The 20144-nt window shown below is 69.7% G+C and carries 21 protein-coding genes; 12 read left to right on the top strand and 9 right to left on the bottom strand.

Annotated elements, in window-relative coordinates; all coding sequences use genetic code 11:
- Both mgtA and HOQ08_RS09500 read left to right on the top strand, forming a co-directional pair.
- The coding region (mgtA, locus tag HOQ08_RS09495) for a magnesium-translocating P-type ATPase (RefSeq protein ID WP_291193650.1) at positions 1-2539 on the top strand (2539 nt) is incomplete at its 5' end.
- A gap of 90 nt (positions 2540-2629) precedes the next feature.
- Positions 2630-3295 (top strand): hypothetical protein, encoded by a 666-nt coding sequence (locus tag HOQ08_RS09500; RefSeq protein WP_291193652.1) that lies wholly within the window; start codon positions 2630-2632, stop codon positions 3293-3295.
- 192 nt (positions 3296-3487) lie between these two features.
- Here HOQ08_RS09500 and HOQ08_RS09505 read toward each other — a convergent pair whose 3' ends face one another.
- From HOQ08_RS09505 to rpsU, 5 genes are all read right to left on the bottom strand, one after another.
- A complete protein-coding gene (locus HOQ08_RS09505) occupies positions 3488-4096 on the bottom strand; it encodes a DedA family protein (protein ID WP_291193654.1) in 609 nt (202 codons plus the stop codon).
- Positions 4097-4163: 67 nt separating this feature from the next.
- Complete coding sequence (dnaG, locus tag HOQ08_RS09510) at positions 4164-5948, bottom strand: DNA primase (RefSeq protein ID WP_291193656.1); 1785 nt, start codon at positions 5946-5948, stop codon at positions 4164-4166.
- 99 nt (positions 5949-6047) lie between these two features.
- Positions 6048-6218: a DUF1328 domain-containing protein gene (locus tag HOQ08_RS09515; RefSeq protein WP_291193658.1), complete on the bottom strand. Its 171-nt coding sequence runs from the start codon at positions 6216-6218 to the stop codon at positions 6048-6050.
- Positions 6219-6371: 153 nt separating this feature from the next.
- A complete protein-coding gene (locus HOQ08_RS09520) occupies positions 6372-6818 on the bottom strand; it encodes a GatB/YqeY domain-containing protein (protein WP_291193660.1) in 447 nt (148 codons plus the stop codon).
- 122 nt (positions 6819-6940) lie between these two features.
- Positions 6941-7156 (bottom strand): 30S ribosomal protein S21, encoded by a 216-nt coding sequence (gene rpsU / locus HOQ08_RS09525; RefSeq protein ID WP_055999514.1) that lies wholly within the window; start codon positions 7154-7156, stop codon positions 6941-6943.
- Between the two features lie 99 nt (positions 7157-7255).
- On the opposite strand from rpsU, the gene tsaD reads away from it, so the two are divergent.
- The 4 genes from tsaD to HOQ08_RS09545 all read left to right on the top strand — a co-directional run bounded on the left by tsaD (position 7256) and on the right by HOQ08_RS09545 (position 10107).
- On the top strand, positions 7256-8290 hold the full coding sequence (gene tsaD, locus HOQ08_RS09530) for a tRNA (adenosine(37)-N6)-threonylcarbamoyltransferase complex transferase subunit TsaD (RefSeq protein WP_291193667.1): 1035 nt from the start codon (positions 7256-7258) through the stop codon (positions 8288-8290).
- 39 nt (positions 8291-8329) lie between these two features.
- Complete coding sequence (gene folB, locus HOQ08_RS09535; protein WP_291193670.1) at positions 8330-8686, top strand: dihydroneopterin aldolase; 357 nt, start codon at positions 8330-8332, stop codon at positions 8684-8686.
- Positions 8683-9174: a 2-amino-4-hydroxy-6-hydroxymethyldihydropteridine diphosphokinase gene (gene folK, locus HOQ08_RS09540; protein WP_291193673.1), complete on the top strand. Its 492-nt coding sequence runs from the start codon at positions 8683-8685 to the stop codon at positions 9172-9174. The genes folB and folK overlap by 4 nt, the downstream gene beginning before the upstream one ends.
- 78 nt (positions 9175-9252) lie before the next feature.
- The gene (locus HOQ08_RS09545) at positions 9253-10107 is read left to right on the top strand and encodes a DUF6159 family protein (protein ID WP_291193676.1); all 855 of its coding nucleotides are present in this window, start codon (positions 9253-9255) and stop codon (positions 10105-10107) included.
- A gap of 4 nt (positions 10108-10111) precedes the next feature.
- Here HOQ08_RS09545 and HOQ08_RS09550 read toward each other — a convergent pair whose 3' ends face one another.
- Both HOQ08_RS09550 and HOQ08_RS09555 read right to left on the bottom strand, forming a co-directional pair.
- Positions 10112-10858 carry a pteridine reductase gene (locus HOQ08_RS09550; RefSeq protein WP_291193679.1) on the bottom strand — a complete coding sequence of 249 codons (747 nt, stop codon included), beginning with the start codon at positions 10856-10858 and terminating at the stop codon, positions 10112-10114.
- Positions 10859-10889: 31 nt separating this feature from the next.
- Positions 10890-11564: a hypothetical protein gene (locus HOQ08_RS09555; RefSeq protein ID WP_291193681.1), complete on the bottom strand. Its 675-nt coding sequence runs from the start codon at positions 11562-11564 to the stop codon at positions 10890-10892.
- 136 nt (positions 11565-11700) lie between these two features.
- Here HOQ08_RS09555 and HOQ08_RS09560 point away from each other — a divergent pair, with 136 nt between their 5' ends.
- On the top strand, positions 11701-13812 hold the full coding sequence (locus HOQ08_RS09560) for a TonB-dependent receptor (RefSeq protein WP_291193685.1): 2112 nt from the start codon (positions 11701-11703) through the stop codon (positions 13810-13812).
- A 109-nt stretch (positions 13813-13921) separates the two neighbouring features.
- Positions 13922-15115, top strand: a complete 1194-nt coding sequence (locus tag HOQ08_RS09565) for an SAM-dependent methyltransferase (RefSeq protein ID WP_291193688.1) — start codon at positions 13922-13924, stop codon at positions 15113-15115.
- Positions 15116-15185: 70 nt separating this feature from the next.
- Here the strand turns inward: HOQ08_RS09565 and hemH are convergent, their stop codons facing one another.
- Positions 15186-16232, bottom strand: a complete 1047-nt coding sequence (gene hemH, locus HOQ08_RS09570) for a ferrochelatase (RefSeq protein ID WP_291193691.1) — start codon at positions 16230-16232, stop codon at positions 15186-15188.
- An 85-nt stretch (positions 16233-16317) separates the two neighbouring features.
- Here hemH and HOQ08_RS09575 point away from each other — a divergent pair, with 85 nt between their 5' ends.
- The 4 genes from HOQ08_RS09575 (at position 16318) to tatC (ending at position 18544) form a co-directional block, all read left to right on the top strand.
- Positions 16318-17004, top strand: a complete 687-nt coding sequence (locus HOQ08_RS09575) for a lipid-binding SYLF domain-containing protein (protein ID WP_291193694.1) — start codon at positions 16318-16320, stop codon at positions 17002-17004.
- A 66-nt stretch (positions 17005-17070) separates the two neighbouring features.
- Entirely contained in the window at positions 17071-17316 is a 246-nt protein-coding gene (tatA, locus tag HOQ08_RS09580) for a twin-arginine translocase TatA/TatE family subunit (RefSeq protein ID WP_291193697.1), read from the top strand.
- An 18-nt stretch (positions 17317-17334) separates the two neighbouring features.
- Entirely contained in the window at positions 17335-17802 is a 468-nt protein-coding gene (gene tatB, locus HOQ08_RS09585) for a Sec-independent protein translocase protein TatB (protein ID WP_291193700.1), read from the top strand.
- The gene (gene tatC, locus HOQ08_RS09590) at positions 17789-18544 is read left to right on the top strand and encodes a twin-arginine translocase subunit TatC (protein ID WP_291193703.1); all 756 of its coding nucleotides are present in this window, start codon (positions 17789-17791) and stop codon (positions 18542-18544) included. The genes tatB and tatC overlap by 14 nt, the downstream gene beginning before the upstream one ends.
- A gap of 356 nt (positions 18545-18900) precedes the next feature.
- Here the strand turns inward: tatC and HOQ08_RS09595 are convergent.
- Positions 18901-20144 (bottom strand): S41 family peptidase (locus HOQ08_RS09595; protein ID WP_291193706.1); only part of this gene is annotated, 1244 nt, incomplete at its 5' end.

Below are 20144 nucleotides of genomic sequence, written 5' to 3' on the forward strand. Positions count from 1 at the left end.
GGCGCTGTCGACCTCGACCGCCGGCCTGGACGAGGCGCAGATCACCGAGCGGCTGCACCGCGACGGGCCGAACGAGGTGGCGCACGAGAAGCCGCCGCACTGGTCGCGCCAGCTGCTGCGCGCCTTCAAGAACCCGTTCATCGTGGTGCTGCTGGTGCTGGCCGGCGTGCAGCTGGGCACCGACCGCAGCGACCTGGCCGGGCCGCTGATCATCGGCGTGATGGTGTCGATCAGCGTGCTGCTGAGCTTCGTCCAGGAATTCCGTTCAACACGGGCGGCCGAAAAGCTCAAGGCGATGGTGCGCAACACCGCTACCGTCACGCGGCGTGCCAGCGACGGCCACAGCGAGCGGATCGAGGCGCCGGTGGCCGAGCTGGTCGCCGGCGATGTCGTGCACCTGGGCGCGGGCGACATGGTGCCGGCGGACCTGCGCCTGCTCAGCGCCAAGGACCTGTTCATCAGCCAGGCCATCCTCACCGGCGAATCGCTGCCGGTGGAGAAGGCCGCGCCGAGCGCGCATGGCCTGGTCGCGGCCGAATCCAACAACCCGCTGGACCTGCCCAGCGTCTGCTACATGGGCACCAACGTGATCAGTGGCACCGCCACCGCCGTGGTGGTGGCCACCGGCGCGCGCAGCTACCTGGGCTCGATCGCGCACACGCTCTCGGGCGAGCGCGTGCAGACCAGCTTCGACCGCGGCGTGCGCTCGGTCAGCTGGCTGCTGATCCGCTTCATGGCGGTGATGGTGCCGGTGGTGTTCCTGATCAACGGCCTGGACAAGCACGACTGGCTGCAGGCGTTCCTGTTCGCGCTGTCGGTGGCGGTGGGCCTCACCCCGGAGATGCTGCCGCTGATCGTCACCGCGAACCTCGGCAAGGGCGCGCTGGCGATGTCCAAGCGCAAGGTGGTGGTCAAGCGCCTGAACGCGATCCAGAACTTCGGCGCGATGGACGTGCTTTGCACCGACAAGACCGGCACGCTCACGCTGGACAAGATCGTGCTGGAGCGCCACCTGGACCTGGACGGCGAGGCCTCCGGCGAGGCACTGGAGTACGGCTACCTCAACAGCCGCTTCCAGACCGGCCTGAAGAACCTGATGGACAAGGCGGTGCTGGCCCACCGCGACCTGGAGCCGATGGCCGCGCGCTTCCGGCTGGTCGACGAGATCCCGTTCGATTTCCAGCGCCGGCGCATGTCGGTGGTGCTGGCCGGCGGCGATGGCCAGCACCTGCTGGTGTGCAAGGGCGCGGTGGAGGAGATGCTCTCCATCTGCACCGCGGCCCGCCATGAAGGCATCGACCTGCCGCTGGACGATGCGCGCCGAGCGGAGATCCGTGCGATGACCCGCCGCCTCAACGAGGACGGCCTGCGCGTGCTGGTGGTGGCGGTCAAGCGGCAGAACCCGAGCGGGCGCACCTACGGCCTGGCGGACGAGGCGGGGCTGACCGCGATCGGCTGCCTGGCCTTCCTCGACCCGCCCAAGGACTCGGCTGCCACCGCGATCGGCGCGCTGCGCCAGCATGGGGTGGCGGTCAAGGTGGTCACCGGCGACAACGAGGCGGTCACGCGCAAGATCTGCCGCGAGGTCGGGCTGGACGTCAGTTACTCGGTGCAGGGCCGCGACATCGACGCGCTGGACGAGCCCGCGCTCGACGCCCTGGTGGCGCGCACCACCGTGTTCGCCAAGATGTCGCCGCTGCAGAAGGCTCGCGTGGTCGAGGCGCTGCAGCGCCAGGGCCACACGGTGGGTTTCCTCGGCGACGGCATCAACGATGCGCCGGCGCTGCGCGCGGCGGACGTCGGCATCTCGGTGGACAGCGCCACCGACATCGCCAAGGAATCGGCAGACATCATCCTCCTTGAAAAGAACCTGATGGTGCTGGAGGAGGGCGTCATCGAGGGACGCGTCACCTTCGGCAACATCATCAAGTACATCAAGATGACCGCCAGCTCCAACTTCGGCAACGTCTTCAGCGTGCTGGTGGCGAGCGCGTTCCTGCCATTCCTGCCGTTGCTGCCGCTGCAGGTGCTGGTGCTCAACCTGCTCTACGACCTCTCGCAGCTGGCGATCCCGTTCGACCGCATGGACGAGGAGTACCTGGTCAAGCCGCGCAAGTGGGACGCCAGCGACATCGGCCGCTTCATGATCTGGATCGGCCCGGTCAGCTCGATCTTCGACGTCAGCACCTTCCTGCTGCTGTGGTACGTGTTCGGAGCGGACTCGGCCGCGCACCAGTCGCTGTTCCAGACCGGCTGGTTCATCGAGAGCCTGCTGACGCAGACGCTGGTGGTGCACATGATCCGCACGCGGCGCATCCCGTTCGTGCAGAGCGTGGCCTCGGCGCCGGTGCTTGCGCTGACCTGCGCGATCATCGCGGTCGGCCTGGTGGTCCCCTTCACCGGCCTGGGGGCGAAGATCGGCATGATGCCGGTGCCGACGGCCTACTTCGGCTGGGTGGCGCTCACGGTACTCACCTATTGCGTGCTGACCCAGCTGGTCAAGCTGATCTACATCCGCCGCTACGGGCGCTGGCTCTAGGGACCCTGGGCGCCCTGCGGGCGGCTAGGTCCCTCGCCCTACCGGCTGCCTCCACATCGACATCCCGCGCCCTGCGGATGGAACGCGAAAGTGAAGCTGAAACCAATCCACGGCGCCTGTCTCCCATTGCTCCTGGCCGCACGTACCCTGCATGCGGGCGCGAGCCTCTACGTCGACGATGCCGCCACCACGCCGGAAGGCCGCTGCCAGGTGGAGAGCTGGGTGCGCACCTACGCGCCGGGCCGGGAATGGAGCACGCTCCCCGCTTGCACGCGTGGGGGCAACGAGTACAGCCTGGGCGTGAGCCGCTTCGACCGCCCGCGCGACGTGCTGTTCACGCCGGGCGTCAAGCGCACGCTGCGCGACCCGGACGGACAGGCATGGGGCGCGGCGGTCTTCGTTGGTGCGTTATGGGATGCGACGCATGGTCGCCTGGACGGCTGGAACGCCAACCTGCCCGTCACCCTGACGCTGATGCCGGGGAAGACGCTTCTGCACGTCAACCTGGGCTGGAGCAAGCTGCATGGCGTACGCGGTACGCCGACTGCCGGACTCGGGCTCGAACACCGCCTGGCCGGCCACTGGAGCCTGCTCGCCGAAGCCTATGCCGACGGCAACGGCGACCTGACCCGGCAACTGGGCGCACGCGCGGCCTTCGGCGAGAGCGTGAGCGTGGACCTCTTGCTCGGGCGTTCGACCGGCCATCGGCCCGGGCGCTGGTTCACGCTAGGCTTGAACGTCGCCTTGCCGGACTGACTGCAGCGGGATGGTGCTTGCCTCACCCGTGGCGGACGCGTGGCGCCGTGCGCACCATCCGTTGCAGCGGGTGGAGGATCATCAACGGCAGCAGCAAGACACTGCGCCCGTAAGCCTGCTGACCGGGATCCCGGTCCTCGGCCGACCGCGTACGATCACCTCCGGCCAGGCAGATCCGCCCAGCGGCCGGTTTCAGCGCAGCCTGCGCCGGCGCCGCCACCACAGCATCAGCAGGGCCAGCGCGAGCAGCCCGGCCAGGATCCAGGCGCCATGCTGCCCGCGGCCGATCCACATCGCCAGCCACTCGCGGTTGTTGGCGCCGGCATAGCCGAGGTAGACCCACACCGGCACGCTGATCAGTGCGGCCAGTCCGTCCAGCAGCAGGAAGCGCAGGAACGACACGCGATGGGTGGCGCCCGCGGAGAGGTACACCGCCGTGCGCATGCCCGGCAGAAAGCGCGCCAGGAACAACAGCCGGTTGCCGTAGCGGGCGAACTTCTCCTGCACCTTGGCGTAGCGCGCCGGCGTGAGCAGCCACGCCACCGGCGGCCAGCGCATGATGCGCGCGCCGTACCGGTGGCCGAGCAGGAACATCGCCGCATCGCCGGCCAGCACGCCGACCAGCGCCACCGCCGCCATCGCGTGCACGTTGGCGTAGCCCAGGCCCGCGATCACGCCGCCGGCGACCAGCGTGATGTCCTCGGGCAGGGGTATCCCGGCGCCGCACAACAGCAAGGCGGCGAACACCGCCACGTAGCCGCTCTCGGCGAACAGCACGATCAGCCGCTCAAGCAGCTGCATCGCCGGCCTTGCCTGGCGCGCGCGCCGATGGACGAAAGGACATGCGCGCGCAAACCGAGCCCACCGGTCAACCCTGCGCAGCGGAAGGTCGACGCGCCGCCAGCAATTCGCGCAGCTCGGCCTTCTCGGCACTGCTGAGCGTGCCTTCGCGATGCTTGGCGGCCAGCGCCTCACGGCGCAGCGCGATGGCCTGGTCTTCCATCCGCGCCAGCGCATCGAGAAACTCCGCGCGCTGGGTTTCCGGCTCGCCCACCACCATGGCGGCCATCAGCTTCTGTAGCGATGGGTACTCGGGACGCTCGGCGAAATGCTCCACCAGCATCGCCGGGTTGATGCCCGGCCGTGCGCGGCACAGGTCGAGCAGTTCGGCCAGCAATCCGACGCCCGGCTTGTCCAGGCGCAGGAAGCGGTAGGGCGGCGCGACCAGGTCGGCCAGGCCCGGCTGGGCCAGGAGCAGCGCGATGGCGCTGCGCACCAGCGAGCGCTGCACCGCCACCGGCCGCTGCACGGCCCGCCGCGCCGACGGCTCGGCCGGTACGTTGGCGCGCGCGCCGGTACGCTTCTCCAGCTCCTGCGCCATCAGGTCGCGGAAGGCGCCATCGGGCAGGCGGGCGACCAGCGGCCGCGCGCGCTCGGCCAGCCGTGCACGGCCGTCCAGGCTGGCGGTGTCGACGTCGTGCGCAAGCTCGCCGAAGAAATAGTCCGACAGCGGCGTGGCTTCCCGCAGCCTTTTCTCGAAGCCCTCCTTGCCTTCCTTGCGCACCAGCGTGTCCGGGTCCTCGCCCTCGGGCAGGAACAGGAAGTAGGCCTGGCGGCCGTCGCGCAGGCGCGGCAGCGCCGCTTCCAGCGCCTTCCACGCGGCGGCGCGGCCGGCACGGTCGCCGTCGAAGCAGAACACCACGTCGGGCGCGGCGCGGAACAGCACCTCGGTGTGCTCGGGCGTGGTGGCGGTGCCCAGCGTGGCCACCGCGATCGGCAGGCCGGCCTGGTGCAGCGCGATCACGTCCATGTAGCCCTCGACCACCACGATGCGCGCGAGGCTCGTGTTGGCCTGCTTGACCTGCCACAGCGCGAACAGCTCGCGGCCCTTGTGGAACAGCGGCGTCTCGGGCGAGTTGAGGTACTTCGGGCCTTCATTTTTGCGCGCGTCCTGCGCGCTAGGATCAAGAACCGGCGATCCCTCGCCGGACTTTTCAAGGATTCTTCCGCCAAACGCGATGACTCTTCCCCGGCGGTCGAGGATCGGGAACATCAGCCGCTCGCGGAAGCGGTCGTAGCGGTGGCCGCGCTCGCCGGTCGCCACCATGCCGGCCTCGGTGAGCAGCTGCATGCGCTTGTCGCTGCCGCCCAGCGCCTTGATCAGGCCGTCGTAGCCGGCCGGCGCCCAGCCCAGGCGGAAGCGCACGATGGTGTCGGCGTCCAGCCCGCGCTTCTTGCAGTAGGCCTGCGCCTCGGCGCTTCTGGGCAGTTCGTTTTCGTACCAGCGCGCGGCGCCGTCGAGCAGCGCGTACAAATCGCTCTTGTCCTCGCGCGGCGCGGCCTCGCGGCCGCCCTCGCGCGGAACGGTGAGGCCGACGGATTGGGCCAGCTCCTCGACCGCGTCGGGGAATTCCAGCCGCTCGTAGTCCATCAGGAACTTCACCGCCGTGCCGTGCGCGCCGCAGCCGAAGCAGTGGAAGAACTGCTTGGCCGGGCTCACGTAGAACGAGGGCGTGCGCTCGTTGTGGAACGGGCAGCACGCGGTCCACTCGCGCCCGGCCTTCTTCAGCGGCACGCGCCGCTCGATCACGTCGACGATGTCGACGCGGGCAAGCAGTTCGTCGATGAAGCTGTCGGGGATGCGGCCGCGCATAGGCCGCCTAGTCTAGGGCCTGGGCCCGTGTTGCGGGACGCCCTGCGGCGTTGCGTGAGGCGGGCTTGAGCCGACCATCGCCACGCCCCGCAAGGAGGCCTACAGGATGTGGAACACCCCGATCACCGCCAGCAGGGCGATGAGGAACAGGATCACGAAGATCACGAAGAGGATCTTGGCGATGGTGGCGGTGACGCCCGAAATGCCGCCGAAGCCCAGCCAACCGGATACCAGCGAGATGATGGCGAAGATGATGGCCCACTTGAGCATGTGGCTTCTCCCGCACCGCGCTGCCGGGGCGGATGCCTCCGATCAAGCGACGCCGCGTCGTTGTAGGTGATGCGGCGTGAAGGGTGCGCATCACCTCGCTGTGCGGTGTGTGAGGGCGCGGCTGGGACGCCGCCCAGTCGCGCCCGCTGCCGCTCAGCCGCCCAGGCGCGCCTTGATGCGCGCGGAAACCTGCGCCATGTCGGCGCGGCCCGCGGCTTGCTGCTTGACCGAAGCCACCACCTTGCCCATGTCGCGGGCGGAACTGGCGCCGGTCTGCGTGATGGCGGCGTCGATGAGCGCATCGATCTCGGCCTCGGAGAGCTTGGCCGGCAGGTAGGCTTCGATCACCTTCATCTCGGCGCGCTCGACGTCGGCCAGGTCGACGCGGCCGGCGGCGTCGAACTGCACGATGGAATCGCGCCGCTGCTTGAGCATCTTCTCCAGCACCGCGAGGGTCTGCGCCTCGTCCAGCTCGATCCGCTCGTCCACCTCGCGCTGCTTGATGGCGGCCAGGATCAGCCGGATCACGGCCAGCCGCTCCTTCTCGCCGCCGCGCATGGCGGCCTTCATGTCGTCGCTGATCCGCTGCTTGAGGCTCATGCTCTCATCTCCGGAAATGCGAAAGGCCGGCGTCGCCTTAAGTTGGCAACACCGGCCTTGGGATGCGGCGGCCATGCCGCCGGTTGAACACCGTGCCGCGCGCTACGCAGCGGCGGCGGGGATCAGTACATCCGGGTCTTGCGCGAGACGTCGCGCGAGAGGCGGCGCAGGTGGCGCTTCACCGCAGCGGCGCGCTTGCGCTTGCGCTCCTGGGTCGGCTTTTCGTAGAACTCGCGCTTGCGGGTCTCGGCGAGGACGCCGGCCTTCTCGCAGGTACGCTTGAAACGGCGCAGGGCAAGCTCGAACGGCTCGTTCTCGCGAACTTTTACGCTGGGCATGAAAACTCCGGGTGGTAAACTGGCCCGCCAACCTGGCGCGCCTGTGGAATAGGGCGAGCCGCGAAGTATAGCGTGGACACCAGCCAACTTTCAAACTCGGTGACCAGGCCCGTCCTGGGCGTGGAAACCTCCTGCGACGAGACCGGCGTGGCGCTGCTGCGTTGGGAGCCCGAGGCGCCCGGGCGCGGGCTGCTGGCGCACACGCTGTACAGCCAGATCAAGCTGCATGCCGACTACGGTGGCGTGGTGCCGGAACTGGCCAGCCGCGACCACGTGCGCAAGCTGCTGCCGCTGGTGCGCGAGGCGCTGGCGCAGGCCGGCATGACCCCCGCCGACCTCGGCGGTGTGGCCTATACCGCCGGCCCCGGCCTGGTCGGGGCGCTGCTGGTGGGCGCGGCCGCGGCGCGCGCCATGGCCTGGGCGCTGGACGTGCCGGCGATCGGCGTGCACCACATGGAAGGCCACCTGCTGGCGCCGCTGCTGGAGCCCGATCCGCCCGCGCCGCCGTTCGTGGCGCTGCTGGTCTCCGGCGGTCATTCCATGCTGGTCGAGGTTAGGGCGATCGGGCAGTACCGCCTGCTCGGCGATACGCTGGACGATGCTGCCGGCGAGGCCTTCGACAAGACCGCCAAGCTGATGGGCCTGCCCTATCCGGGTGGCCCGGCGCTGGCGAGGCTGGCCGAGCAGGGGCGGCCCGGCGTGTTCCGCTTTTCGCGGCCGATGACCGACCGGCCGGGGCTGGACTTCAGCTTCTCGGGCCTGAAGACCCAGGTACTGCTGGCCTGGCGGCAGTCGGACCAGGGCGAACAGACCCGCGCCGACGTCGCGCGCGGCTTCGAGGAAGCCATCGTCGACACGCTGGTCATCAAGTGCCGCCGCGCGCTGGAAGCCACCGGCACCGCGCGGCTGGTGATCGCCGGCGGCGTCGGCGCCAACCGCCGCCTGCGCGAGACGCTGGCCGCCGCCGGCGAGCAGGACGGTTTCCGCACCTATTTCCCGCGCCTGCAGTTCTGTACCGACAACGGCGCGATGATCGCCCTGGCCGGCGCGATCCGGCTGGCTGCAGGGCAGGGCCAGGACGAGGCAGTGCGGGTGTCGCCGCGCTGGGACCTGGAAAGCCTGCTGCCGGTATAGCAGCGCAGGCCGCGTTCCGGCATGCCCTAGACTTGTGCCATGGACATCGTTTTCATCGAAGACCTGCGCATCGACGCCGTGATCGGCATCTACGACTGGGAGCGGCGCGTGCGCCAGACGCTCTCCTTCGACATCGAGATGGCGTTCGACAACACCGTGCCGGCGGCCAGCGACAAAATCGCGCACACGCTCAACTACAAGGACGTGTCCAAGCGACTGATCGAGTACGTCGGCAACTCGAGCTTCGGCCTGGTCGAGACGCTGGCCGAACGCTGCGCGGCGATCATCCGCGAGGAGTTCGGCGTGGCCTGGGTGCGGCTGAAGCTGTCCAAGCCCGGCGCGGTGCGCGGCGCGCGCGCGGTGGGCGTGCGCATCGAGCGCGGCGCGCGGCCGTGACGCGGGCCTGGCTCAGCCTGGGCTCCAATCTGGAGCCGCACCGCCATCTGCCCGCCGCACTGGACGAATTGGCCGCGCGCTTCGGCGAACTGGTCGTGTCGCCGGCCTACCGCAGCCGCGCGGTGGGGTTCGAAGGCCCCGACTTCGTCAACCTCGCGGTCGGGCTGGACACCGACCTGCCGCCCGCGGCCCTGAACGACTGGCTGCACGCGCTGGAGGACCGCCACGGCCGCCGCCGCGACGTGCCGCGCTATGCCGACCGCACGCTGGACGTGGACCTCGTGCTCTACGGCGACAAGGTCATCGACGGCCCCGGCCATCTGCAGGTGCCGCGCGGCGAACTGCGCCATGCCTTCGTGTTGCGGCCGCTGGCCGACATCGCGCCGGACGCGCTCCATCCGGTCGACGGCCGTCGCATGGCCGACCTGTGGGCGGCGTTCCCGCGTGAGAGCGAGCCGCTCATGCCCGAGCCGTTGCCCTGGCCTTAAGCCACCCACGCCACTGTCGCCGCGCCGCGGCGGGTGCTAGAACGGCGCAGGGCATTCACGGATCGAGGGGGAAGGCGTATGGCAGGCAAGTTTGCGCGCAGCTGGTCGCTGATGAAGGCGAGCGCCGCGATGCTGCGGTCGGACAAGGCGCTGCTCGCCTTCCCGCTGCTGTCGGGCATCTGTTCGCTGGTGGTGGCGGCGAGTTTCCTGATTCCGGTGGCGCTGGCGATGATCGCCGACGGTGCCCATCTGGCCGGTCACGCCCCCCGCTGGTCGCCGCTCACCTACCTGGTGGTCTTCGCCTTCTACCTGGTGCAGTACTTCGTCATCGTGTTCTTCAACACCGCGCTGGCCGGTTGCGCGCTGCGCCACCTGCGCGGCGAGCCGACCAGTTTGTCCGACGGTCTCGCCCTGGCGCGCTCGCGCTGGGCCAGCATCCTGGGCTACGCGCTGATCGCCGCCACGGTCGGCCTGTTCCTGCGCGCGCTGCAGGAGCGGCTGGGCCTGGTCGGCCGGCTGGTGGTCGGCCTGCTCGGGCTGGCCTGGACGGTGGCGACCTTCCTGGTGGTGCCGGTGCTGGCCAGCCAGGCGGTCGGTCCCGTCGACGCGGTCAAGCGCAGCGTGGAGCTGCTCAGGCGCACCTGGGGCGAGAACCTGATCGGCAACGTCGGGCTGGGCGCGGCGTTCGGGCTGATGACCTTCCTCGCCGTGCTGGCCGGTGCGTTGCTGATCGGCGGCGCGGTGGCGCTGCACTCGCTCCCGGCGCTGGTGGTTGCGGTGGTCGTGGTGGTGGTCGCCCTGGTGCTGCTCAGCCTGGTGCAGGCTTCGCTGCAGGGCATCTACGCGGCGGCGCTGTACCGCTACGCCGAAGCGGGCGAGGCGGGCGCGGGTTTCGACCAGGCGCTGCTGGAAAACGCCTTCCGCACGAAGTAGCCGGCTACACCGCCAGCGTGCGGCCGCCGTCCACGCGGATGATCTGGCCGGTGACGAACGGCGCGTCGCGCAGCAACCACAGCACGGCCGAGGCGACGTCCTCCGCCGTGCCGGCGCGCTGGAGCGGCGTGCGCGCCAGCAGTGCGGCGCGGTCGGCGTAGTCCTTGCCTTCGGCCGGCCACATCACCGCACCGGGAGCCACGCCGTTGACGCGCACCTCGGGCGCCAGGTCCTGCGCCAGCGTGCGCGTCATCGCGGCCAGCGCGGCCTTGGCCATCACGTAGACCGGGTGCCCGGCGAGCGCGCGCTCGGCATAGATGTCGACCAGGTTGACGATTGCGCCGCGCGCCTCGCGCAGCGCCGGCCAGGCCGCCTGGACGAGGAAGAACGGCGCCTGCGCGTTGGAGGCGAACAGTTCGCTCCACTGCGCCGGCGTGACGCTGCCGACCGGCGTGGGATAGAACGCCGAGGCGTTGTTGACCAGCGCATCGAGCCGGCCGAAGCGCGCCAGCACCTGTTCGACCAATGCGGGCAGGCGCTCGATCGCAGCCAGGTCGGCCTGCACGGCGAACGTACTGTCGGGACGTTCGCGTTCCAGCTCCGCCAGCAGTGACGCGGCCTCGGCGGCGGAATGGCGATGGTGCAGCGCCAGGTCGTAGCCGGCCGCGTGCAGCGTGCGGGCGATGCTCGCGCCGACGCGGCGGGCGGCGCCGGTGACCAGGGCGACGGGACGGGGATGCTCCGGGTTCATGCGGCGAGCTTGCCGCAAAGCGCTCGGGGCGTCACGAATCCAAAGGGGACACGCCCTCGGGAGGCTCCTGCCCCGGGCCTGTCGGCGTGGCCAGCGGCTCGGTCTGCACCAGGCTGCCGCTGCCGAACAGTTCGATCGCGGTGCGCGCCACGCTGCGGGTGTCGTACCAGGCGTAGGCGCCCACGCCGGCCGCGCCGACCACCGGCAGCCAGCGCGAGATGCCGGCGCCGACCGCGCGCTGCGACAGGCTGATGCCGATGCGCCGCGCCACCCGCTCGGCCACCGTCGCGGAAAGCTGGCGGAACAGCAGCCGGTCGCCGAGGCGCACCACCAGGTCGCGGAAGGCCTGCGCGGCGGTGTGCCGGAACAGGCACCAGAGCATCTGCTCGCGGCCGAGGCTGGCGTGCTGGCCGTAGGCGGCGGCGATGTCGCTGACCATCTGCGCCTGGATGCGCCAGATCGCCACCAGTTCGGGCAGCACCGTCAACCATCCCAGCGGACCCGGCGGCAGGGCCAGCGATCCGGCAGTCAGCGCGGCCTTGCGTGCGGCCTGGCTGGCCAGTTCCCGCGCCTTCGCCTCGGGATGGGCGCCGCGATGCACCTGGCTGCCGGGAATCTGGCTGGCGAAATCGAGGATCGCCGCGGCCAGCCGGCCGTGCTCGACCGGGACGGGCAGGGTAGGAACCTGGGTGGGCTGCTCGGCCATGACGTTTCCTGCGGGCGGGAACTCAGTCTGGGCGATGGCCCGTGAATGCGGTCTGCGCCATGCATGACTTTCGGCCCGGGCCGGCTTTTTCGTTATAATATAACGTAACAATCCCGCCTGCCTGACCGGTTCCTCCATGCCCCGTTCGTTGCTTGCCCTGAGCCTTGCCTGCGCCCTGACTTCCGCCTACGCCGACACGCCGCCGGGCCAGCCCGATCCCACGCGGGTGCGGCAGCTGGGCGCGGTCGACGTGAGCGCCGCGCTGGACCAGTCGCGCAATGCGCTCTCGCCCGATACCGGCTCCAGCCAGTACGTGATCGACCGGCAGGCCATCGAGCAACTGCCGCTGGGCGCCTCCACGCCGCTCAACCAGGTGCTGCTGCAGGCGCCGGGCGTGGTGCAGGACTCCTACGGCGGCCTGCACGTGCGCGGCGACCACGGCAACCTGCAGTACCGCATCAACGGCGTCATCATTCCCGAATCGATCTCGGGCTTCGGCCAGACGCTGGACGCGCGCACGATCCAGAGCGTGAAGCTGCTCGATGGCGCACTGCCGGCGCAGTACGGCCTGCGCACTGCGGCCGTGGTCGACATCACCACCAGGAGCGGGCACCAACTGGGCAATGGCGGCAGCGTGGGCGTCACCGGCGGCACGTTGGGCACGCTCAACCCGAATGCGTCGCTGTGGGGCAGCAGCGACCGCTGGAGCGCCTTCCTTACCGCGAACTACCTGGAAAGCGACATCGGCATCGAGAATCCCACCGCCAGCCGCAAGCCGGTCCACGACCACACCAATCAGGCCAAGGGCTTCGGCGACATCAGCTATCTGGTCGACAACGATACCCGGCTGAGCTTCCTGTTCGGCGCCGCCAACAATCGTTTCGAGATTCCCAACAATCCCGGCCAGGTGCCGCAGTTCGGCTACCTGGACACGGTCGGCTTCGACTCGGCTGACCTGGACGAACGCCAGCGCGAAAACACCCGCTTCGGGGTGCTGTCCCTGCAGGGCAAGCTCGGACAGACCAATTACCAGGCCTCGCTCGGCCAGCGCTACACCGACGTGGCCTACCAGCCCGACCTGATCGGCGAGCTGATCTTCAACGGCGTCGCTTCCCGTGTGACGCGCAGCAACCGCGCCAGCACGCTGCAGGCCGACTTCGCCACGCCGACGGGCGATGCCCACACCCTGCGCTACGGCCTGTACGGCAGCTTCGAGCGCGCCGCCAGCGGCAACGACGCATGGGTGTTTCCGGTCGACGCCGAGGGCAACCAGGCCAGCACCACGCCGATCAACATCCTGGACGACAGCCGGCTGACCGCGCGCACGTGGTCGGCCTACGTGCAGGACGAATGGAATCTAGGCGAGGCCTGGACGCTCAACTACGGCTTGCGTGGCGATCGCTATCAGCTGACCCGCACCGAGAGCCAGCTGAGCCCGCGCGTGGGCCTGGTGTGGCAAGCCACCGACAGCACGGTCGTGCATGTCGGCTATGCACGCTATTTCACGCCGCCGGCGACCGAGCTCATCACCAGTTCCAACATCGCCCGATTCGATGGCACCACCAACGCAGTGCCGGACCTGGGCGACAACACGCCGCTGGCGGAGCGTTCGGATTACTTCGACGCGGGCATTCAGCAGACCCTGGGCGCCTGGACGCTCGGCCTGGACAGCTACTACCGCAAGGTGCACCGACTGCAGGATGAAGGTCAGTTCGGCTCGGCGCTGGTCTATTCGACCTTCAACTACGCGCAGGGCCGGGTGAAGGGCGTCGAGTTCACCGCCAATTTTGCGCAGGGTCCGGTCTCGGCCTACTTCAACCTTGCCGCCAGCAAGGCGATCGGCAAGCGCATCATCACCAGCCAGTACAACTTCGACCCGGGCGACCTGGCGTACGTCGACGATCACTACATCCACCTGGACCACGACCAGAAGCTGGCCTCCTCCGGCGGCATCAGCTACGCGCTGGACGAACGCACGCACGTCGGCGCCGACTACCTGTTCGGCAGCGGCCTGCGCAAGGATGGCGCGGTGCCCAACGGCAACCACCTGCCGGCCTATTTCGAGCTCAACCTGAGCGTCGCCCGTGATTTCGCCTTCGACCGCTTCGGCGACCTGCACGCGCAGCTGGCCGTGATCAACGCGCTCGACCGCACCTATGAGCTGCGCGACGGCAGCGGCATCGGCGTGGGCGCGCCGCAGTTCGGGCCGCGGCGCGGGGTGTACCTGAGCCTGCAGAAGGATTTCTGAGCTAGGAGGAAAGGTCGGGAAGAGGAGCGTCTCTGCTCCACGCCCTTGCCGACGCGACGCCCGCCACGCATCGGCTACCCTGTGCACCCTTTGCGCAAGCCTCCCAGCCATGGCCTCCCGACTCCCCGATCCCGGCCCCGACGAACGCGCCCATTCCGACCGCCTGCTGCAGCTGCTGCGCACGCAGATCGCTTCGCAGGGGCCGATGCCGTTCGCGCAGTACATGGAGCGTTGCCTCTACGCGCCGGGCCTGGGCTACTACAGCGCCGGGAAGACGAAATTCGGCGAGGGCGGCGATTTCGTCACGGCGCCCGAACTCGGGGGCTTGTTCGCGCAATGCGTCGTCACCGCCGTGCAGCCGGTCATGGCGATGCTGGGGGAGGAAGCCGATTTCCTGGAGCTGGGCGGCGGCAGCGGCGCCTTCGCCGAAGCCGCGCTGCGAGCCTTCGTACAGGCCGGCACCCTGCCGCATCGCTACCTGATCCTGGAGCCGAGCGCAGATTTGCGCGAGCGCCAGCGCGAGCGGCTTGCCGCTGCCCTGCCGGCGGAACTCAACGCGCGCGTGGCCTGGCTGGACCGGCCGCCGGAGCAGGCCTGGCGCGGCGTGCTGTTCGCCAACGAGGTGGTCGACGCGCTGCCGACCACGCGCTTCACCCTGCGCGCCGGCGAGGCCTACGAGGAACACGTGGCACTGGACGGCGAGGGCCGGCTGATGCGCACCGATCGTCCGGCCGACGCCCTGGTCGCCGGCGCGGTGCGCCACCTGGAACGCGACCTGGGCCGCCCCTTCGATGACGGCTACCGCTCCGAGGTGCTGCCGCAACTGCCGTACTGGATGCAGGCGGTGGCCGGTTCGCTCGAAGCAGGCGTGATGCTTTTCGTCGATTACGGCTACGTGCGCCGCGAGTACTACCTGCCCGAGCGCCACGACGGCACGCTGATGGCGCACTATCGTCATCACGCGCACAACGACCCGCTGCACTGGCCGGGCCTCAACGACCTGACCGCCTCGGTCGACTTCACCGCGCTGGCCGAGGCCGGCAACAGCGCCGGCTTCGGCGTGGCGGCCTACCTGCCGCAGGCGCAGTTCCTGCTCGCCAGCGGCCTGCAGCAGGCCTTCGAGCAGGCGCACGCGCAAGCGACCGACGACTTCGCCCGCCACCGCCTGGCGCAGGAAGTGCGCCGGCTGACCCTGCCCGAGCAGATGGGCGAGCGCTTCCAGGCGATGCTGTTCGCCCGCGGCCTGGACGTGCTGCCGCTGGATGCCGAACTGCTTGCCGCCGACCAGGGCGGGCGGCTCTGAGGCCGCTTCTGTAGGTGGGCTTCAGCCCACCAGCCTGGTGACCGTGCAGCAGGGTGGGCTGGAGCCCACGCTACGCAGGCGCGTGATCCCAGCCTTGCGCATGGCGGCGGACGATCGCGGCCAGGCTCGCCACCTGCTCGGGCGAGTCGTTGAGCGCGGGGATGTAGCGCAGCTCCTGCCCGCCGGCGGCGAGGAAGAAGTCGCGGTTCTGCATGGCGATCTCCTCCAGCGTCTCCAGGCAGTCGACCGCGAAGCCGGGGCAGGCCACGTCCAGATGCTTGATGCCCTCGGCGGCGAGCCGGCGCACGGTGGCGTCGGTGTAGGGATGCAGCCACTGCTCGCGGCCCACGCGCGACTGGAAGCTCACCACCAGCTGCGCCTCGTCCAGCCCCAGCCGCGTGCGCAGGCGCTGCGCGGTGGCCTGGCACTGGGCGAGGTAGGGGTCGCCCAGGCGCACGTAGCGCTCGGGAATGCCATGGAAGGACAGGAGCAGCTTCTCGCCGCGGCCGTGCTCGCCCCACCAGCGCTCGATGCGCGACGCCAGCGCCTCGATGTGCGCCGGGTCGTCGTGGTAGTCGTTGACCAGGCGCAGCTCCGGCGGCCAGCGCAGGCGCTTGAGCGCGTCGGCGACCGCGTCGATGGCCGAGCCGGTGGAGGTGGCCGAATACTGCGGGTAGAGCGGCAGCACCAGCAGGCGGCGCACGCCGGCGGCCTGCAGATGCTCGATCTGCGTCTGCACCGACGGCGCGCCATAGCGCATGGCCAGCGCTACCCGTGCCTGTGCGCCGAGCTCGCGCTGCAGGGCATCGGCCAGCGCCTCGCTGAGCACGCGCAGCGGCGAGCCGACGTCGGTCCAGATCCGCGCATAGGCGTGTGCGGAGCGAGGCGGGCGGATCGCCAGGATCACCTGCAGGATCGGCCACCACTTCCACCGCGGATAGTCGATCACGCGGCGGTCGGAGAGGAACTCGGCCAGGTAGGGCCGGAGCGCGCGCGCGGTCGGCGCCTTGGGCGTGCCCAGGTTGACCAGCAGCACGCCGGTGGCGGGTACGCCAGGCTGAACGCCGCGGTCAGGGGCGGCGTCGACGGGGCCGGTATAGTGGCTAGGCTGTGGCATCGAACGAACCGGTGGCGCAGGCAGGCGCAGGAGTCTGCCACAAGCCGCCGGCACCGCCCTCATCCCCTCGCGCAAGGAGAACCCCATGTTCAAGGCATTGCGTCGTTGTTCGCTGGTTGCGTTGGCACTGCTGCTGCCGGCCATGGCCGTGCACGCGGAGGATCCGCCGCTGGAGCGTGCGCAGAACGCCGTGCGCGTGCTGCGCGAGGTCATGCAGGCGCCGGACAAGGCGATTCCGCAGGACCTGCTGAAGAACGCCAAGGCCATCGCGGTGATTCCCGACATGGTCAAGGCCGGGCTGATCTTCGGCGGCCGCCGCGGCGAGGGGCTGATCTCGGTGAAGGGCGCGGACGGCACCTGGTCCAATCCCAGCTTCATCACCCTGACCGGCGGCAGCGTGGGCTTCCAGGCGGGCGTGTCCTCGACCGACGTGGTGCTGGTGTTCCGCACTCAGCGCGGGGTCGACTCGATCGTCAACGGCAAGTTCACCATGGGCGCCGATGCAGCGGCCGCGGCCGGCCCGGTCGGGCGCACCGCCAGCGCTTCCACCGATGCGCAGATGAAGGCGGAGATCTACTCCTACTCGCGCTCGCGCGGCCTGTTCGCCGGCGTCGCGCTGGACGGTTCGGTGCTGCGCATCGACTACGACGCCAATGCCTCCATCTACGGCGCGGGCGTCACGCCGCGGCGCATCTTCGAGGGCGGCGTCGGCAACGTGCCGGGCCCGGTCGTGGACTTCCGCGACCAGCTTGAGGAGTACACTTCGCATTGATCCGCGTTGCCGGCACGGCGCTCGGCAACGCTACGTTTTCGGCTAGTCCGTCAGAGGTTTGCAGTCATGGGTCTGGACAGTTTTTGGCATTGGATCATCCTGCTGGTGGTGGTGCTGGTGATTTTCGGCACCAGCAAGCTCTCCAAGATCGGCCCGGATCTTGGCAACGCCGTGCGCGGCTTCAAGAAGGCCATGCAGGGTGACGACGAGGAAGAGGAAGCCAAGCGCAAGGCGCAGGAGCAGCTGCGCGCCGATCCGCCCGCGTCGGAGAGTACGGCCAGCAAGGCGCGCGACAGCAGCGAAACCAAGTAAGCGCGCGGTGGCGCGGCGATGATCGAGATCAGCTTCGGCAAGCTGCTGCTGCTTGCGCTCATAGCGTTGCTCGTGCTCGGGCCGGAGAAGCTGCCCGGCGCCGCGCGCACCGCCGGCGCGCTGGTGCGGCGCGTGCGCAACAGCTGGGAAAGCGTGCGCGCCGAGGTCACCCGCGAGCTGGAGATCGAGGAGATCAAGCGCGCCGCGCGCGAGGCTGCCGCGCGCGCCGAGGCCGCGCAGGAGCAGATGAACGCCACGGCCCGCGAGGTGCGCGAGGCGGTCGCTTCGGTGGCACCCGAGCCTGCGCCGGCAGCGGATGCTCCGCCGCGCCTGGCCGACTCTCCGGAAGGCGAGCCCGCTTCCATCGAGGAGCCCGCCATCGGCGGCGAGGAATCCGCGCCCGTGCGCGACACGCTCACCGGCGACCTGTTCGCCGACGATCCCATGCATGCCCCGGCGAAGGAACATCCGCATGGCCTCGCCTGAGCCCGAGCCGCAGCTGGACCTGCAGCAGGGCCTGTTCTCGCACCTGATCGAACTGCGCTCGCGCCTGCTCAAGGCCTGCGCGATGGTGCTCATCGTGCTGCTGGCGCTGATCCCCTTCGCCAACCGGCTCTATTCGCTGCTGGCCGCGCCGCTGGTGGCGCGGCTGCCGCAAGGGGCGCACCTGATCGCCACCGAGGTGGCCAGCCCGTTCATCACGCCGCTCAAGCTCGCCTTCTACGCGGCGCTGTTCATCAGCATGCCGGTGATCCTCTACCAGCTATGGGCCTTCGTCAGCCCGGGCCTGTACAAGCACGAGAAGCGCCTCGCGCGGCCGCTGCTGCTGGCGGCGCTGGTGTTGTTCTACATCGGCTGCGCGTTCGCCTATTTCCTGGTGCTGCCGGCGGCATTCCGCTTCCTCACCGCGGTCACGCCCGCGGGCGTGGAGATGATGACCGACATCACGCATTACCTGGATTTCGTGATGCTGATGTTCTTCGCCTTCGGCCTGTGCTTCGAGGTGCCGGTGGCGGTGGTGATCCTGGCTGCGGTGGGCGTGGTCGACGTGGCCAAGCTGCGCAGCGTCCGCCGCTACGCCATCGTGGGCGCATTCGCGATCGCCGCGGTGATCACGCCGCCGGACATCACCTCGATGATCATGCTGGCGGTGCCGATGTGCCTGCTCTACGAACTGGGCGTGCTGGCGGTGCGCTGGCTGGTGAAGCCGCGCGAGGCGGCGGACTGACGCGTTCCTCTTGGGGCGCTTTTCGCGCCTGAATCCCTCTCCCGAAGTGCCACGCTTCTGCTCACTTCGCGGATGTGTGGGTTTCGCGTGCTGGTGCGTCTTGCCTGCCGCCCTTGCGTGGCGATTCCGCGAGTGTGCTCGCAGGCGAGCCCGGTCGCGGCAGCGCTACGGAAAGAACGACGGGCAAAGCGCGTCAGCGCACAGCCACATCACCCGCGAGCCCCCGCCCCTCACCCCCTCCCCAAAGTGGAGAGGGAGCAAGGCCATCGCCCACCCAAGGGGGAGAGGGAGCAGAGCATCGCGCCAGAAGCGAAGGGGCACGGCCATCGCGCCGTGGAGAGAATGGAGCAGAGGACCTACTGCGCAGCCGCCGCGCGATGCCCCAGCGCCAACCCCTTGAGGATGTTGAGCGCCTGCGCCAGGGTGTAGTCCTCGGTGGCCAGCTTGGCGTTGGCGGCGCTGCCGTCGTTGTCGATGTCCTTGCCGAGGCTGGCGTTCTCGTTGGCCAGGTGATGCCTGAGTTCGGCCTCGGAGCTGATCGGTTCAGGACCGTTGTCGGCCGGATTGACGGTGAGGTCGGCGAGGGCGATGTCCGGCTTGATGCCCGCTGCCTGGATCGAGGTGCCGTTGGGCGTGTAGTAGCGCGCGGTGGTGAGCTTGACCGCGTGGTCGGCGTCCAGCGGCAGCACCGTCTGCACCACGCCCTTGCCGAAGGTGCGCCGGCCCACGATCAGCGCGCGGTGGTTGTCCTTGAGCGCGCCGGAGACGATCTCGGCGGCCGAGGCGGTGCCGTTGTCGACCAGCAGCACGATCGGCGCCCCCTTGAGCAGATCGCCCGGGTGCGCGGCGAACTTGAGATTGGCATCGGCCAGGCGGCCGCGCGTGCTGACGATGGCGCCCGAGTCGAGGAAGTCGTCGCTGACCGCCACCGCGGTGGTGAGCAGGCCGCCGGGGTTGGAGCGCAGGTCGAGCACCGCGCCCTTGGGCTGGCCGTGCTTGCCAACGTAGTCGGCGAACTTCTTCTCCAGGTCGCTGGCGGTGTCTTCCTGGAACTGGCTGATGCGGATGTAGACGTAGCCGGGCTCCAGTTCGCGCAGCTTCACGCTGGTCACCGAAATCTGCTCGCGCACCAGGTGCATGTCGATCGGCTTGTCGCTCTTCTCGTGCAGGATGGTCAGCGTGACCTTGCTGCCCGGCTCGCCGCGCAGCAGCTTGAACATGTCGTCGACGTTGTCCGGGTCGACCACCTTGCCGTCGATCTTGACGATGGTGTCGCCCGGCTTGATGCCGGCGCGCGCGGCGGGGGTATCGTCGATCGGCGAGACGATGCGCAGCGTGCCGTCCACTTCCAGCACCTCGAGCCCCAGGCCGCTGTACTGGCCGGTGGTGTCCTCGGAGAGCTGCTGCAGGCCTTCCTTGTCGAGGTATTCGCTGTGCGGGTCCAGCCCGCTCAGCATGCCGCTGATGGCGGCCTTCATCAGGGTCTTGTTGTCGACCGGCTCGACGTAGGCCTGGCGGATCACCTCGTAGACGCGGCTGAAGTTGCGCACGTCGTCCAGGTCCACCCGGTCGGGTGTGCTGGACGCCGCTGCCGGCGCCG

Origin of the sequence: Frateuria sp. (assembly GCF_013362045.1) — a bacterium.
In the GTDB taxonomy this organism is placed as follows: domain Bacteria; phylum Pseudomonadota; class Gammaproteobacteria; order Xanthomonadales; family Rhodanobacteraceae; genus Frateuria_A.

Excerpts from the sequence above, each read along its gene's own strand:
- hemH (WP_291193691.1), bottom strand. The coding sequence starts at position 16,232 with ATGCCACAGCCTAGCCACTATACCGGCCCCGTCGACGCCGCCCCTGAC.
- HOQ08_RS09545 (WP_291193676.1), top strand. The coding sequence starts at position 9,253 with ATGGCAGGCAAGTTTGCGCGCAGCTGGTCGCTGATGAAGGCGAGCGCC.
- HOQ08_RS09560 (WP_291193685.1), top strand. The coding sequence starts at position 11,701 with ATGCCCCGTTCGTTGCTTGCCCTGAGCCTTGCCTGCGCCCTGACTTCC.
- tatB (WP_291193700.1), top strand. The coding sequence starts at position 17,335 with ATGATCGAGATCAGCTTCGGCAAGCTGCTGCTGCTTGCGCTCATAGCG.
- HOQ08_RS09565 (WP_291193688.1), top strand. The coding sequence starts at position 13,922 with ATGGCCTCCCGACTCCCCGATCCCGGCCCCGACGAACGCGCCCATTCC.
- folB (WP_291193670.1), top strand. The coding sequence starts at position 8,330 with ATGGACATCGTTTTCATCGAAGACCTGCGCATCGACGCCGTGATCGGC.
- dnaG (WP_291193656.1), bottom strand. The coding sequence starts at position 5,948 with ATGCGCGGCCGCATCCCCGACAGCTTCATCGACGAACTGCTTGCCCGC.
- rpsU (WP_055999514.1), bottom strand. The coding sequence starts at position 7,156 with ATGCCCAGCGTAAAAGTTCGCGAGAACGAGCCGTTCGAGCTTGCCCTG.
- HOQ08_RS09520 (WP_291193660.1), bottom strand. The coding sequence starts at position 6,818 with ATGAGCCTCAAGCAGCGGATCAGCGACGACATGAAGGCCGCCATGCGC.
- HOQ08_RS09575 (WP_291193694.1), top strand. The coding sequence starts at position 16,318 with ATGTTCAAGGCATTGCGTCGTTGTTCGCTGGTTGCGTTGGCACTGCTG.
- tatC (WP_291193703.1), top strand. The coding sequence starts at position 17,789 with ATGGCCTCGCCTGAGCCCGAGCCGCAGCTGGACCTGCAGCAGGGCCTG.
- HOQ08_RS09515 (WP_291193658.1), bottom strand. The coding sequence starts at position 6,218 with ATGCTCAAGTGGGCCATCATCTTCGCCATCATCTCGCTGGTATCCGGT.
- HOQ08_RS09550 (WP_291193679.1), bottom strand. The coding sequence starts at position 10,858 with ATGAACCCGGAGCATCCCCGTCCCGTCGCCCTGGTCACCGGCGCCGCC.
- tatA (WP_291193697.1), top strand. The coding sequence starts at position 17,071 with ATGGGTCTGGACAGTTTTTGGCATTGGATCATCCTGCTGGTGGTGGTG.
- HOQ08_RS09505 (WP_291193654.1), bottom strand. The coding sequence starts at position 4,096 with ATGCAGCTGCTTGAGCGGCTGATCGTGCTGTTCGCCGAGAGCGGCTAC.
- HOQ08_RS09555 (WP_291193681.1), bottom strand. The coding sequence starts at position 11,564 with ATGGCCGAGCAGCCCACCCAGGTTCCTACCCTGCCCGTCCCGGTCGAG.